Genomic DNA, 13,936 nt, shown 5'->3' with positions numbered 1-13,936 from the left:
GCAAAAATATAACAGGCCGCCGGAAAGACCGGCGCCAACAGTTTCTTTTCTACCAACGCCGGTCCAACAGATCCGGATCAATTTATGTACACAACAATTTGTCGCAAGCTCGCCCGGGCCTGCATGTGGCTGGGTATCTTCGGGCTGGTAGCGGTGATTTGCGCCGTCAGCTGGCAAGTGTTCGGCCGCTACGTGCTGAACAACACGCCGACATGGGCCGAAAGCCTGGCGCTTCTGCTGGTTGTATACGTGACCATGCTGGGTGTTGCCGTCGGCGTCCGCGATGCAGGCCACATCGGCCTCGAGTCCATGCTGGTGCTGGCGCCCGACTGGCTGCGGCTGAAGATGGAGTACCTGATTCACGCGCTGGTCCTGCTCTTCGGCGCTGCCATGGCATGGAACTGCGGTTATCTCGCAATATCCGTGTGGGGCTACCGCCTGCCCACCCTCTGGATTTCCGAGGGCTGGAAGTATGTGCCTGCCACTGTGGCCGGCGTTCTTATCGTGATGTTCTCGATCGAACACATCATTGCCCTGGCCAAAGGCCGCGAAGTTGAACCAGCCTGGGGCTAAGCATCCATCATGACAATTCCATTACTTATTCTCTGCCTTTCGTTCACACTGTTTCTGCTGCTTGGCGTTCCCGTTGCCTTTTCGATTGGCCTCTCGGCCCTGGCCACGCTGGCGTATGAGGGCCTGCCCCTGGCCGTCGGTTTCCAGCAGATGACGTCAGGCATGGGCATCTTCTCTTTCCTTGCGATTCCATTTTTCATCTTTGCCGGCGAGCTGATGCTCTACGGCGGTGTGGCGGACCGTATCGTCAATCTCGCGCGCGGCCTGGTGGGCCATGTGCGCGGCGGCCTGGGCATGTCCAATGTGGTGGCCTGCACCTTGTTCGGCGGTGTGTCCGGTTCGCCTGTGGCTGACGTTTCGGCCATGGGTGCCGTGATGATCCCGATGATGAAAAAAGAGGGTTACCATGCCGACTATGCGGTCAACGTGACGACGCACGCCGCACTGGTGGGCGCACTGATGCCGACCAGCCACAACCTGATCATTTATTCGCTGGCTGCCGGTGGCAAGGTGTCGATCGCAGCGCTGATTCTTGCTGCGCTGGTGCCTGCCGCGATCCTGACCATCTGCAACCTGGCGGCCGCTTACCTGGTGGCCGTGAAGCGTGGTTACCCCGCAGGCACCTTTCCCGGCTGGTCCATCGTCGCGCGTTCACTCGCGGCTGCCTTGCCGGGCCTGATGATCGTGGTCATCATCCTGGGCGGCATTTTGTCGGGTGTGTTCACGGCGACAGAGTCTGCGGCCGTTGCCGTGTTGTATGCGTTGGCGCTGACGATCTTTGTTTACCGCTCCATCAAATGGGAGCACTTCATCAAGGCGGCCTCCAAGGCGGTCAAGACCACCGGCGTCATCTTGCTGCTGATCGGCATCTCCAGCACCTTCGGTTACCTCATCAGCCTCTATGGCGTGGCGGAGTTGACAGGCCAGATGCTATCGCAAATCACCACCACACCGTGGGTGATCTTCCTGCTGATCAACATCATCCTGTTTGTGTTGGGCACCTTCCTGGACATGGCCGCGACCATCCTGCTGTGCACGCCCATCTTCCTGCCGATTGCCCAGCACTACGGCATGAGCTCGGTGCAGTTCGGCATCGTGTTGCTGATCAACTGCGCATTGGGATTGAACACGCCGCCCGTGGGAACGACCCAGTTCGTGGGGTGTGCCATTGGCGGAGTGTCCGTGGGCACCGTGATGCGGACCATCTGGCCTTTCTATGGCGCGCTGATTTTCGCGCTCGCACTGGTCACGTTTGTGCCGGCTTTCTCCATGTGGTTGCCCAGCCTCTACATGACGGTCGGCAAGTAAAAAGTTCAACAACACAACGGAGACATCCATGACAACAGGAACCACCATTCGCCAGGTCCTGATCCCCGCCGTTTTTGCCGGGACCATGGCTGCCGCTGGCGCCAGCAGCGCAGCCACCTGGGTGTATGTCAGCAACGCCGACAGCCAGGAGATCTCGGTGTTTCAGCTGGATCGCGCCGCAAGTGCCCTCAAGCCGGTGGCGAGGGTTCCTGTGGGCGGAACCGCCATGCCCATGGTGGTCAGCAAGGACAAAAAAATCCTGTACGTGGCCCTGCGCTCGCAGCCGTTTCGCGTTGTCACCTTTGCCATCGACGGCGCCAACGGCGGGCTGAAGAAACTCGGCGAGGCCTCATTGGCCGACAGCATGGCCAACATTGACCTGGACGCCTCTGGCCGCTGGCTCTTTGCCGCCTCCTATGGCGGCAACAAGATCACGGTGAACAGCGTGGGTGCCGACGGCCTTGTCGGGCCCGTCCAGCAGATCGTTCCGACTTCGCCCAACGCCCACGCCATTCACCAGGACCCTGCGGGCCGTTATGTATTTGCCACCAGCCTGGGCGGCGACAACCTGTCGAGCTGGCGCTTCGACCCCAAGACCGGCCAGCTGAGCGCCAACGATCCGGCGCTGGTGAATGTGTCGCCGGCCAAAACCGGCCCGCGGCACTTCCTGTGGAACAAGGCCCAGACGCATGTCTACCTGCTTAACGAACTGGACGGCGGTGTGGATGTGTTTGCATACGACGCTGGCAAGGGCGCCATGCGCCATCTGCAGCGAAGCACTGTCATGCCGGCTGGTTTTACGGGCAAGCCATGGGCGGCAGACCTCCAGCTGTCCGCCGACGGACGGTATCTGTATGGATCGGAGCGTACTTCCAGCACGTTGACCACATTCAAAATAGACCCTGCCACCGGCCTGCTGCAAACAGCCGGCACAACGCCCACTGAGAAAACGCCCCGCGGCTTTGCGGTGGACTCGAGCGGCAAGTTCCTTATCTCTACCGGCCAGGACTCCCATGCCGTGTCGCTGCATCCGATCGATGCGGCCACGGGTGTGCCTGCCGCCGGGGTGAGCCAGCCCGCGGGCAAGAACCCGAACTGGGTGGAAATCGTCGACTTCTGATGGAACGCACCAACGTCAACCCTCTTTTTATCCGCATGCACGGTGCGGACAACGTCGCCATTGTTGCCAACGATGGTGGCCTGCCAGCGGGCGCAGTGTTTGCCGATGGGTTGACGCTGATCGAGCGGGTTCCGCAGGGCCACAAGGTGGCGCTGGTCGACTTGCCCAAGGGCGCGGCGGTGCTGCGTTACAACGTGCCCATCGGTTACGCATTGAAAGATATTCCCGCCGGCAGCTGGGTGCATGAACGCCTGCTGGAGATGCCCGACGCGCGCACGCTGGACGCGCTTCCCATCGCCACCGTGCGGCCGGCCCCTCAGCCCGCGCTGGAGGGTTACACCTTTGAGGGCTACCGCAACCCGGACGGATCGGTCGGCAGCCGCAACATCCTGGCCATCACCACCACCGTGCAGTGCGTGGCCGGCGTGGTGGACTTCGCCGTCAAGCGCATCAAGGCAGAGTTGTTGCCCCGCTTTCCCCATGTCGATGATGTGGTGGGGCTGGAGCACACCTACGGCTGCGGCGTGGCCATCGATGCGCCGGACGCCATCATCCCGATCCGCACGCTGCGCAACATCAGCCTGAACCCCAACTTCGGCGGTGAAGTCATGGTGGTCAGCCTGGGCTGCGAGAAGCTGCAGCCTGAACGTTTGCTGCCGCCGGGCACCATCCAGATCGTCGATGAACGCAACGTGGCCGATGTGGGCACGAATGCGGAAGCCGCGCTGGATGTGGTGTGCCTGCAGTCCGAGAACCATGTCGGCTTCATGTCCATGATTGATTCGGTCATGGACATGGCACTGCAACATCTCGAACGCCTGAATGCGCGACGCCGCGAAACGGTGCCCGCCAGCGAGCTGGTGGTGGGCGTGCAATGCGGTGGCAGCGATGCGTTCTCTGGTGTCACGGCCAACCCTGCGGTGGGCTTTGCCACCGATCTGCTGGTGCGTGCCGGCGCCACGGTGATGTTTTCCGAGACCACTGAAGTGCGCGACGGTATTGACCAGCTGACATCGAGGGCCAGCAGCCCTGAAGTGGCCGCCGCGATGATCCGCGAGATGGCCTGGTATGACGCGTACCTGAAAAAAGGGCAGGTTGACCGCAGCGCCAACACCACGCCGGGCAACAAAAAAGGCGGCCTTTCCAACATTGTGGAAAAGGCCATGGGCTCCATCGTCAAGTCAGGCTCCGCGCCCATCAGCGGTGTACTGGCACCCGGCGAGAAGGTGAAACAAAAAGGCCTGATCTACGCCGCCACGCCCGCCAGCGACTTCATCTGCGGCACGCTGCAGCTGGCCGCGGGCATCAACATCCATGTGTTTACCACCGGCCGCGGCACGCCCTACGGCCTGGCGGAAGTGCCGGTCATCAAGGTGGCCACGCGAAGCGACCTCGCCCGGCGCTGGCACGACCTGATGGACATCAATGCCGGGCGTATTGCCGACGGCGATGCCACCATTGAAGACGTCGGCTGGGAGCTGTTCCAGTTCATGCTGGACGTTGCCAGCGGCCGAAAGAAAACCTGGGCCGAACACTGGAAGCTGCACAACGCGCTGGTGTTGTTCAACCCGGCGCCCATTACCTGATGGACTGATGCATTGACGTATAGATTCAAAGATTCACTGCCTACCTGATCAACAGAGATCATCGATAAAAAGAGAGTTAACTCATGACACAAGCAACCCCTTATCAAAGTTTTCCCAACAGCTTCAAGCGCGACCTGCTGGCCGGCAAAAAACTGATCGGCTGCTGGTCCTCGCTGTCCAACGCCATCACCACCGAGGTGCTGGGCGTGGCCGGTTTCGACTGGATCCTGCTTGACGGTGAACATTCGCCCAACGACATGGCCACCTACATCCCGCAACTGATGGCGCTGAAAGACAGCCGCAGCGCACCGGTGGTGCGCCCGACCTCAAACAACTCGGTAGAGCTCAAGCGCCTGCTCGATGCCGGCTTCTACAACTTCCTGATCCCCTTTGTCGAAACCGCCGAGCAGGCCACCAGCGCCGTCGCCGCCACCCGTTACCCGCCGCAAGGCATTCGCGGCGTGTCGGTGTCCCAGCGCAGCAACAAGTACGGCACGGTGCCGGACTACCTCAAGTCCATCAACGACCACATCTGCGTGATGGTGCAGATCGAAAGCATCGCCGGCACGGCGGCAGCGAACGAGATTGCCGCCATCGACGGTGTCGACTGCATGTTTGTCGGCCCGTCCGACCTGGCCGCCGGCCTGGGCCACCTCGGTAATGCCGGGCACCCGGAGGTGCAGGCCGCCATGGTGAAAATTTTTGCCGCCGCCAAGGCGCACGGCAAACCGGTCGGCATCCTGGCGCCGGTGGAGGCCGACGCGCGCCGCTACATGGAGATGGGCGCGACTTTTGTCGGCGTCGGCAGCGACCTCGGCGTTTTCCGTGGCGCCACACAGGCCCTGCGCGACAAATACCTCGCCTGATTTTTCTGTCATCCCGGACCTGGTCCGGGATGCGCCTTGTGGACCGCGCGTCCGGGGCCATTGCTATTTTTTACAAACAAGGAGCATTTTTATGAGCAAGCTTGGATTTATCGGCTTGGGCATCATGGGCGCGCCGATGGCTGCGCACCTGATTGCGGCAGGACACGAGGTTTTCATGAACACGCGGAGCAAAGTGCCTGCGGCTCTCTTGACCGGCAAGGGCAAGGCCTGCGACTCCATCGCCGACGTAGTAAAGCAGGCGGACATCATTTTCCTGATGTTGCCCGATACGCCCGACGTGGAGAACGTGCTGTTTGGCGAGGGCGGAGTGGCCTCGGTGCTGACCAAGGGCAAGACAGTGGTCGACATGAGCTCGATCTCGCCGATGGACACCAAAGAGTTCGCCAAGAAAATTGACGCCCTCGGTTGCGACTATCTGGACGCCCCGGTGTCGGGCGGTGAAGTCGGCGCCAAAGCTGCGAGCCTGACCATCATGGTGGGCGGCCCGCAGGCGGCGTTTGACCTCGTCAAGCCGTTGTTCGAACTGATGGGCAAGAACATCACCCTGGTGGGCGGCAACGGCGACGGCCAGACCTGCAAGGTGGCCAACCAGATCATCGTGGCGCTGAACATCGCGGCCGTGGGTGAAGCCCTGTTGTTTGCCAGCAAGGCTGGCGCCGATCCAGCCAAAGTGCGCCAGGCGCTGATGGGCGGTTTTGCCTCGTCGCGCATTCTGGAAGTTCACGGCGAACGCATGATCAAGCGCACCTTTGCGCCGGGCTTCCGTATCGGCTTGCACCAGAAGGATTTGAACCTCGCGCTCAGCGGTGCGCGTACGCTGGGTCTGGCTTTGCCGCAAACGGCGGGCGCCGCCCAGCTGATGCAGGCCTGTGCCGCCAACGGCATGCAGGACCTGGACCATTCCGCTCTGGTGCGCGCGCTTGAACTTCTGGGCAACCACGAAGTCGCGTAACTCATCCGCATGAAGAGCCCACAGAGGCTCACGGCGCAGCTGGTGGAGGACACCGCTTTTTCACACATCCGGAGACGAACATGCCGATCAATCGACGAGAGCTTATTGCTGCTTCACTGGCTTTGGGGACTGGCGCTGCGAGCGCGCAGGCTTCATGGCCGTCCAAACCCATACGCCTGGTGGTGCCGTACCCACCCGGTGGTTCTTCAGACATCATCGCGCGCGCCATTGCGCAGCCTCTGTCCGAGGCGCTCAAGCAGTCGGTCATCGTGGACAACAAGGCTGGCGCCAACGGTAACCTGGGCGCCGACATCGTGGCCAAGTCAGCACCCGACGGCTACACGCTGCTGCTGTGCGACACCGGCGCTCTGGCCATCAGCCCTTCGGTCTATCCCAAGCTGGGTTTCGACCCGACCAAGGACTTGCGTGGTGTCACGATGCTGGCCTACTCGCCGCACCTGCTGGTGGTTCATCCCTCGGTACCCGCCAGCAATCTCAAGGAGCTCGTAGCGCTTTCGCACAAGACCGACCTGAACTTTGCGGTAACGGCCATGGGTAGCGCACCGCACCTGGCTGGTGTTGCGGTCGAGCGGGCGAGCAAGGCGAAGTGGCAGTACATCCCCTACAAGGGCGGTTCGCAAGCCGTCAGCGATACGATCGCCGGCCAGACCCAGGTGTTGATGAACGGCATGCTGGCCACCTTGCCGCATGTGCAAAGCGGGAAGCTGAAGATCCTGGGTGTCTCCAAGAGTACGCGCATGCCGCTGATTGGCAATGTGCCGACGCTGGCGGAGCAGGGGCTTGCCAACTTCGAGTCGGGCACCTGGCAGGGCTTGCTGGTGGCTAATGGTACGCCGGCAGCCGTCATCAATCGCCTCAACACAGAGCTCATCAAGATCATCCGCAGCCCGGACATCCGCGCCAAGTTGGCGGGACAAGGCGCCGAGGTAGTGACCATGACACCGGCACAGCAGGATGTGTTTTTCAATCAGGAGCGCAGCCGCTGGGCCAAAGTTGTTGCAGAAGCAAACATCAAACTGGATTGAAAAATCGTTGCGTGATTTAGTGGTGATATTGCCTGATATCTTTGGGTTGTGAGCGCGCATCCGTGGGAATATCGAGCAAGGGATTCAATCTTGAAAAGAAACGAGTCGGCCCATCAGAGGCTGGCCGTTATTAGCCACGCCAGGAGACAAAAACATGCGGACTTCATTCAAGGGGCTTTTGTGCCTCTCTTTTGCCCTATGCGCGAGCGCCGCCATGGCTCAGACCAAGCTGCGGGCATGGAACATCCATCCCGATGGTTATCCGGTATCGGAAGCCATGAAGAGTTTTGTAGAGCAGGTGGCCAAGAGCACCAGTGGTCGCTACAACATCGAGCTTTTCAACAGCGGCACACTTGGCGACCAGCCCAAGGCCGTTCAGATGCTCAAGAGCGGCGAGATTGACGTGGCTGAGTTCAGCTCGGGCCCGCTGTCGGATGCCGTGCCGGGTATCAAGGTACTGAACCTCCCTTTTCTATTCACCGACTCCGCACACATGTTCCGCCACCTGGACGGCAAGCTGGGCGAACGGTTTTCTGCCAACCTGAAGGCTGCTGGCTTCGTTGTACTGGGTTGGTACGACGGTGGTGGACGTTCTTTTTACTGCGTCAAACCCGTCAACAACATCAGGGACCTGGCCGGCATGAATATCCGGGTTCAGCAGTCCGAGGTTTATATCGAAATGGTGAAGCTCATGGAGGCCAAGCCGGTGGCCTTGCCTTTCAAGGATGTGCTGAGCGCCCTGGAACAGGGTAAAGTGGATTGTGCCGAGAACAACCTGCCTTCGTATGAATCCACCGGCCACTACAAAGTCGCAAAAAACGTTTATATGACCAACCACGTGATCTCGCCCGAAGCGCTGGTGGTGTCGACGAAACTCTGGGACAAGCTGAGCAAGGAAGACAAGGCCGCTTTCGCCGATGCCGGGGCCAAGTCGGCCATCCTGATGCGCGAGTTGTGGAACAAGCGAGTTGCCGCTGCCCTGGAGACAACGACCAAACAGGGCTCGCAGTTCGTCAAGGTCAGGGACGCATCGCCCATGGTCAGGCGCATGGGGCCGCTGTACGGAAAATACATGGCCGATCCGACCACACGCGAAGAACTGCTGACCATTATTGCCAAGTGAGCAAGCTGAATACCGTCATGTTGCTTGATCCCGCGCGGTTTGTGCGCGAGATCGACGGCAAGTCCGTCGGGTTGTTCACGCTGCGCAACCGGCAGGGAATGACGGTTTGCGTGACCAACTACGGCGCCAAGATCGAGCAGATTCTGGTGCCCGGCCGCGATGGACATTTTGGCGACGTGGTGCTGGGCTACGACAGCATCGACGGCGTGATCGGCGGAGCGCCTTCAGTGGGTGCCTTCATCGGGCGCTACGCAGGCCGTATTGACCATGCGCGCTTCACGCTGGGTGGCAAGGAGCATGTGCTGACCGCCAACAACGGTCCCCACTGCTTGCACGGCGGCGTGAAAGGCTCGCGTTTTCGGGTATTCGATGCGGTGCAGTGCAGCGATTCCAGCGTTGAAATGCGTTATGTGTTTGCCGACGGGGAAGAGGGCTTTCCGGGCACGATGGCGCTGCGCCTGACCTACAGCGTGACCGAGGCGAACGAGCTGGTGCTCGACTACGAGGCGCTCGCGCTGGATGCCCCCACGGTAGCCAATTTCACCACGCATGCTTTTTTCAATCTCGAAGGCGTGGGAAGTCGTAACGCGCTGGAGCATGAGGTCACGATTTACGCCGACCGCTATTTCGAGATGGCGCCCGATCTCATCGCCACGGGCAGGTTGCTGCCGGTGGAAGGAACGCCGTTTGATTTGCGCAAGCCGGTCGTGCTGAACAAGCGCGTGCGCGGCCCGCAAGCCGAGGCCGGTATCGGCCTCGTCGCCGGGTATGACGACTGTTTTGAGATTGACCGCTCTGCCGCCAGTGATGAAGATCTGGCGCTATGCGCGCGCGTGAGTGCACCCATTAGCGGGCGGGTGATGGAAGTCTGGTCGACCGAACCCACCATGCAGTTCTACACCGGTCTTGTGGCAGGCGAGCCGCTGGCCGGCGGTCCGGGCAAGGGCGGCAGGCAATACGTGCAGCAGCAAAGCCTGTGCTTTGAGCCGCAAGGGTACCCCAATGCACCCAATGTGCCGGCATTTCCTTCCGCCGTGCATGAGCTGGGACAAAGCCGCCAGGGCCGCACGCTCTACCGCTTCAGCACTTCCTAGGCAAGTGCGTTCCGCATGTCAAAATGCTCCGGCAACAAGCTAGGAGCTGAGCATGCGATGGTGGAAACTGGCGTGGATGTTTGGGATGGTGTGGGCGGCGCAGACGACCGGCATGCCCGCATGGGCGCAGCAGCCCGAGCGCGTGCCGCCGCAGATCGTCAAACTGCCTCTGCTGATCGACGGTAAACAGTATGAGGTTGTCACCCATCTCTACAAGCCCGCTGGCGAAGGTCCGTTTCCGCTGGTGATCTTTTCCCACGGGCGGGCGCCGTCGCGCGTTGACAGGGCCAAGCTTGAGTATCCGGTGCTGGTCGGGCACGCCAACTACTGGCTTCGCAAGGGTGTTGCCGTGGTTGCCCCGGTACGGCCGGGATACGGGGATACCGGGGGCACCGACAGGGAGGACTCCGGCATCCGGTGGAGCGGCAAGGTTTGCACCGGCGACCCCGACTTCACGCGTGTGGCCAGCCACGCGGGCCAGACAGTAGTCGCGTTGCACCAATGGGCGCTGCAGCAGCCCTGGGTGCGCAAGGACAGGGTGCTGCTCGAAGGGCAGTCGGTGGGCGGAATGACGACGGTGTCGGTCGCGGCGCTCAATCTGCCGGGCGTCGTCGGCGCCGTCAATTTCGCGGGCGGCTCCGGCGGTAATCCGGAAGACTCCCCGGCCAGGAGTTGCAAGCCCGAGAACATGGGTAAAACCTATGGCGAGCTCGGCAAGCTGGTCAAGGTGCCCAACCTGTGGCTCTACGCCGAGAATGACCAGTTCTGGGGAGCCGAGGCGCCCCGCGGATGGCACGAGGCTTTTAGTGCCGGTGGCAGCGATACACAGTTCATCCAGACCGGCCCGGTTCAGGGACATGACGGGCATTTGCTGCTGACCTACGGCGGAAAAATGTGGTCGGTGCCGCTGGATGCGTTCGTGCGCAAGGTGGGACTGACGGCGCCCTGAGTTTTGATCGGGCATAAAAAAGCCCGGAACCCTGCGGGGCCGGGCTCATCAAGTCCCTGACTTGCCCATGGAATAAGTTCGGATTTCCTGGCAGAGGTCTTCAAGCGCAGTGACCATGGGGATGTCGTAGTGTGCACACACGATGTCCACATTTCCCTTTCGCCAGTAGCCCGGAGGGCAACAGACCACCGCCTTTCTTTCGCGAGCCGCGAGGCCGAGTTCCAGCAAAGTGACGGGAGCCTGGGATTGCGGGGCAAAGTAAAACGCCACCATCCCCGCGGCTTCCATCGCGCTCAATTCCCATTCGACCTGCTCACGAAACGGTGGAAAGTCGGCTTGCGCCTGCCAGCTTGAATCCCACTGGGCCCGGCGAGGGTTGAGCAAGGTTCCTGGACAGTCCGCCAGAGACAATGCCAGCTCCGCTTGCCAGTCAACGCTTTTTCCCAAGTCGATGGACCCCGCCAGGAACACGGCTTTGTCAAAAGACAGCGTGGAAAGACGAGTGGGTGGCAGGACAAGCTGCATTTCTCAAATGCGCTCGGTCAGCGTGAAGAAGAAATCCAGCATGTGGAAGTGATCGTCATGAAACCGGTCCTCCATGGAGGTCAATTGATTGACTGGAATCCATTCAGCCGCCGCCGCGTCGTCGGCCGCCTGGATTTCCGGCAGGTGACGCGAGCCCAGATCAAAGAAGTGGGCATGGGTGATCACGCGGCCGCGCAAGCTGCGATCCGGATGGTCAAACACGTGGACTGCTTTCAAGGCGTTTTTCATATCGCCTTCCAGCAAGCGCATCTGGGTTTCTTCTTCCAGCTCGCGCAAGGCTGACTGATACACCGTTTCCCGCTGCTCAATGAATCCGCCCGGCACGGCAAACAAGCCCTTGCCGGGAGAACGTCCGCGCTGTATCAGCAATACCCGGTCACTGCATTTCACGACCGCATCCACCGTCACAAAAACCGGCGCATAGGGAGAGCCGGCCCACTTCGCCTTTTCCTGCCTGAGGCTCTCCCATTCCTGTGCGAGTTCAGGAAAGTAAGGCAAGGCCGCCCAGGTGCGAAGAAATGCGATGGTGCTGGCCGGCGCCTGACTCACTAATGCGGCGAGTGCCGGTTCCAGCGCCGCGCCGGCATTGCCAAAGTAAGCGTCACGCAATGCGCTGGCATCGATCCTGCCTTGCGATTCGACGGTATCAAGTGTCCAGCCGGGGAAATTCTTCAAATACTCGCTGGTCGCATCTTTAAAGTGCCCGACGAGCACAAAGGATGTCCCGGATTTCTCGCCCACCAGCTCCGCCACGCCGTGCTTGACCGCCGATACCCAGCGTTCCTGGTCATAGTAGTCACGCACAGGCAGAAACCGGATTCTGTCCCGGTCGGACTCAGGCAGGGCCAGGCGGATCATTTCCGCCCGCTCTTGCCAGGTGAACGGGTTCTTGGGCGTGCGGGCCTGGTAGGCCGAGCCAAGTACGACGATGCACAGCGGCGCCGCTTCCAGGGCCCGGCGCAGCAGCGCAAGCTGCCCGTTGTGAAAGATCTGGAACCTCCCGATATAAATCGAGACGTCGTGTTTTTTAGGGTTTGATGTCATGAGAGCCTATTGAAATTTGGCGGCAATCGGCATCTGGCGACCGGAGCCGAAGGCGCGCGCGCGCAGACGGATGATGGGGGGGGCCTGCCGGCGCTTGTACTCGTTGCGGGCGATCATGCCCTTGATACGTTCGATCATTGCGAGACTCTCGGGCTGCCGGCGCAGTTGCGCGACGAAAGCGGACGCTTTCTCGTACTCCCACCCGGCCAGCCGCCGGCCTTCGATCAGGAGCTTGAGCACCTCGTCGAGCACCGGGTAAGGTGGCAGGCTGTCCACGTCCTTCTGATCGGGCGCCAGCTCCGCGGAGGGGGCTTTGTCGATGATGGCCTGAGGGATGATTTCTTTGCCTGCGACTTCGTTGAGGTAACTTGACAGGGCGAACACCTCGGTTTTGTAAAGGTCGCCGATCAGGCCCAAGCCGCCGTTGGTGTCGCCATACAGCGTGCAGTAGCCGACCGAGATCTCGGACTTGTTGCCCGTGGTCAGCAGCAGATGCCCGAAGCTGTTGGAGTATTCCATCAGGATGGTGCCGCGTGCACGGGCCTGAAGATTCTCCAGAGCAATACCGTGCAGCGGCTGGCTGAAGGCGGCTTCAAATCCACCGGAAAATTCGTTCACGATGTCGGCGATCGGATGGTGAAGCAGCTCCACCCCCAGATTGCGGCAAAGGACTTCAGAATCATCGACCGAGCCGGCCGACGAAAACCGCGAGGGCATGGTGATGGCCGTCACATTGGATGGGCCCAGGGCCTCGGCGGCCAGCGCCAGCGTCAGCGCCGAATCAATACCGCCGGACGATCCGATCACCGCGCGGGTGAAGCCACAGCGCCGCGCATAGTCCTGCAGGCCGAGCACGATCTGGCGCCGGTAGAACTCCATGGTCGGCAGTCCCTCCACGGGAACGGGGGCGGGTTCATCCCCGGCCAGCGTGAGGAACCGTCCGCTTTCAAAGCGCAGGGTCGTCACGTCTTCGGCGAAGCGTTCGGCTTCAAACACCACACCGGCTTGGGGCTCCACCGCGAACGATGCACCGTCATAGACAAGCTGGTCATGGCCGCCCACCTGGTTGACGTAGAGGATGGGCAATTGGTTGCGCTTGCTGGCGGCGCCAAAGATCTGGTGACGCTGTTCACGCTTGCCGATGTTGGACGGGCTGGCATTGATGGAAATCACCAGGTCGGGCGCGGCGTCGCGCATGCGGTCAAAGGGGTTGATCGCATAATCCAGTCCCTCATCGTTCCAGCCGTCTTCGCAGATCAGCACGCCTACCTTGGCATCCCGGATGCGCAAGACCTTTGCCACATCCTGGCCGGGTTCAAAATGCCGGCGTTCATCGAAGATGTTGTAGGTGGGCAGCAACTGCTTGGCGTATTCCAGCAGCACCTCGCCACCCTTGATCACGCGCAGCGAGTTGCGCAGCTTCTTGCCCGGCGCTTCGCGGCGCGCGGGCAGGCCGATGACCCAGCAGAGATTAGGAATCTGGCGGGAAGCCAGCAGCAGATCCTGGAGAGCCGAATCGACGCGCTCCATAAAGCCCTCTTCTTCGAGCATGTCGCCGGGGTAGTAGGCCGTGAGCGACATCTCGGAGAAGACAACGATGTCGGACTGGTCGATCCAGGCCTTGCTGGCGGCCGTGACCATCTTGGCCACATTGCCTGAGAGGTCGCCTATGGTGAAGTTCAGTTGGGCGGCGGTGATTTTGAGCATG

13 protein-coding genes are annotated in these 13,936 nt (G+C 61.1%); 10 read left to right on the top strand and 3 right to left on the bottom strand.

What is annotated here, in order from left to right:
* Positions 1 to 84 precede the first annotated feature (84 nt).
* The 10 genes from AC1DWQ_RS19285 (at position 85) to AC1DWQ_RS19240 (ending at position 10,638) form a co-directional block, all read left to right on the top strand.
* Positions 85 to 573 (top strand): TRAP transporter small permease, encoded by a 489-nt coding sequence (locus AC1DWQ_RS19285; RefSeq protein ID WP_477671058.1) that lies wholly within the window; start codon positions 85 to 87, stop codon positions 571 to 573.
* 9 nt (positions 574 to 582) lie between these two features.
* On the top strand, positions 583 to 1,881 hold the full coding sequence (locus AC1DWQ_RS19280; protein ID WP_477671057.1) for a TRAP transporter large permease: 1,299 nt from the start codon (positions 583 to 585) through the stop codon (positions 1,879 to 1,881).
* Positions 1,882 to 1,909: 28 nt separating this feature from the next.
* Complete coding sequence (locus tag AC1DWQ_RS19275; RefSeq protein ID WP_477671056.1) at positions 1,910 to 3,001, top strand: lactonase family protein; 1,092 nt, start codon at positions 1,910 to 1,912, stop codon at positions 2,999 to 3,001.
* Positions 3,001 to 4,587 (top strand): galactarate dehydratase, encoded by a 1,587-nt coding sequence (gene garD / locus AC1DWQ_RS19270; protein WP_477671055.1) that lies wholly within the window; start codon positions 3,001 to 3,003, stop codon positions 4,585 to 4,587. The genes AC1DWQ_RS19275 and garD overlap by 1 nt, the downstream gene beginning before the upstream one ends.
* Positions 4,588 to 4,670: 83 nt before the next feature.
* Complete coding sequence (garL, locus tag AC1DWQ_RS19265) at positions 4,671 to 5,453, top strand: 2-dehydro-3-deoxyglucarate aldolase (protein ID WP_477671054.1); 783 nt, start codon at positions 4,671 to 4,673, stop codon at positions 5,451 to 5,453.
* 91 nt (positions 5,454 to 5,544) lie between these two features.
* On the top strand, positions 5,545 to 6,426 hold the full coding sequence (gene glxR / locus AC1DWQ_RS19260) for a 2-hydroxy-3-oxopropionate reductase (RefSeq protein ID WP_477671053.1): 882 nt from the start codon (positions 5,545 to 5,547) through the stop codon (positions 6,424 to 6,426).
* 80 nt (positions 6,427 to 6,506) lie between these two features.
* Positions 6,507 to 7,472 (top strand): Bug family tripartite tricarboxylate transporter substrate binding protein, encoded by a 966-nt coding sequence (locus AC1DWQ_RS19255; RefSeq protein ID WP_477671052.1) that lies wholly within the window; start codon positions 6,507 to 6,509, stop codon positions 7,470 to 7,472.
* Between the two features lie 154 nt (positions 7,473 to 7,626).
* Positions 7,627 to 8,595: a TRAP transporter substrate-binding protein gene (locus AC1DWQ_RS19250; RefSeq protein ID WP_477671051.1), complete on the top strand. Its 969-nt coding sequence runs from the start codon at positions 7,627 to 7,629 to the stop codon at positions 8,593 to 8,595.
* A 17-nt stretch (positions 8,596 to 8,612) separates the two neighbouring features.
* Entirely contained in the window at positions 8,613 to 9,689 is a 1,077-nt protein-coding gene (locus tag AC1DWQ_RS19245; RefSeq protein WP_477671050.1) for an aldose epimerase family protein, read from the top strand.
* Between the two features lie 52 nt (positions 9,690 to 9,741).
* Positions 9,742 to 10,638, top strand: coding sequence for a dienelactone hydrolase family protein (locus AC1DWQ_RS19240; protein WP_477671049.1), 897 nt, complete (start codon positions 9,742 to 9,744; stop codon positions 10,636 to 10,638).
* A gap of 48 nt (positions 10,639 to 10,686) precedes the next feature.
* Here AC1DWQ_RS19240 and AC1DWQ_RS19235 read toward each other — a convergent pair whose 3' ends face one another.
* Genes AC1DWQ_RS19235 through AC1DWQ_RS19225 form a run of 3 tightly spaced genes read right to left on the bottom strand, consistent with a single transcriptional unit; the run spans position 10,687 to position 13,935 of the window.
* The gene (locus tag AC1DWQ_RS19235) at positions 10,687 to 11,163 is read right to left on the bottom strand and encodes a nucleoside 2-deoxyribosyltransferase domain-containing protein (RefSeq protein ID WP_477671048.1); all 477 of its coding nucleotides are present in this window, start codon (positions 11,161 to 11,163) and stop codon (positions 10,687 to 10,689) included.
* Positions 11,164 to 11,166: 3 nt separating this feature from the next.
* Positions 11,167 to 12,228, bottom strand: coding sequence for an NUDIX domain-containing protein (locus tag AC1DWQ_RS19230; protein WP_477671047.1), 1,062 nt, complete (start codon positions 12,226 to 12,228; stop codon positions 11,167 to 11,169).
* A 6-nt stretch (positions 12,229 to 12,234) separates the two neighbouring features.
* Positions 12,235 to 13,935, bottom strand: coding sequence for an NAD+ synthase (locus tag AC1DWQ_RS19225; RefSeq protein WP_477671046.1), 1,701 nt, complete (start codon positions 13,933 to 13,935; stop codon positions 12,235 to 12,237).
* Position 13,936 lies beyond the last annotated feature (1 nt).

This window comes from Polaromonas sp. P2_G11 (genome assembly GCF_056403595.1).
Note: the sequence above shows the minus strand (reverse complement) of the source record. Positions and strands in the feature narration are given on the sequence as shown.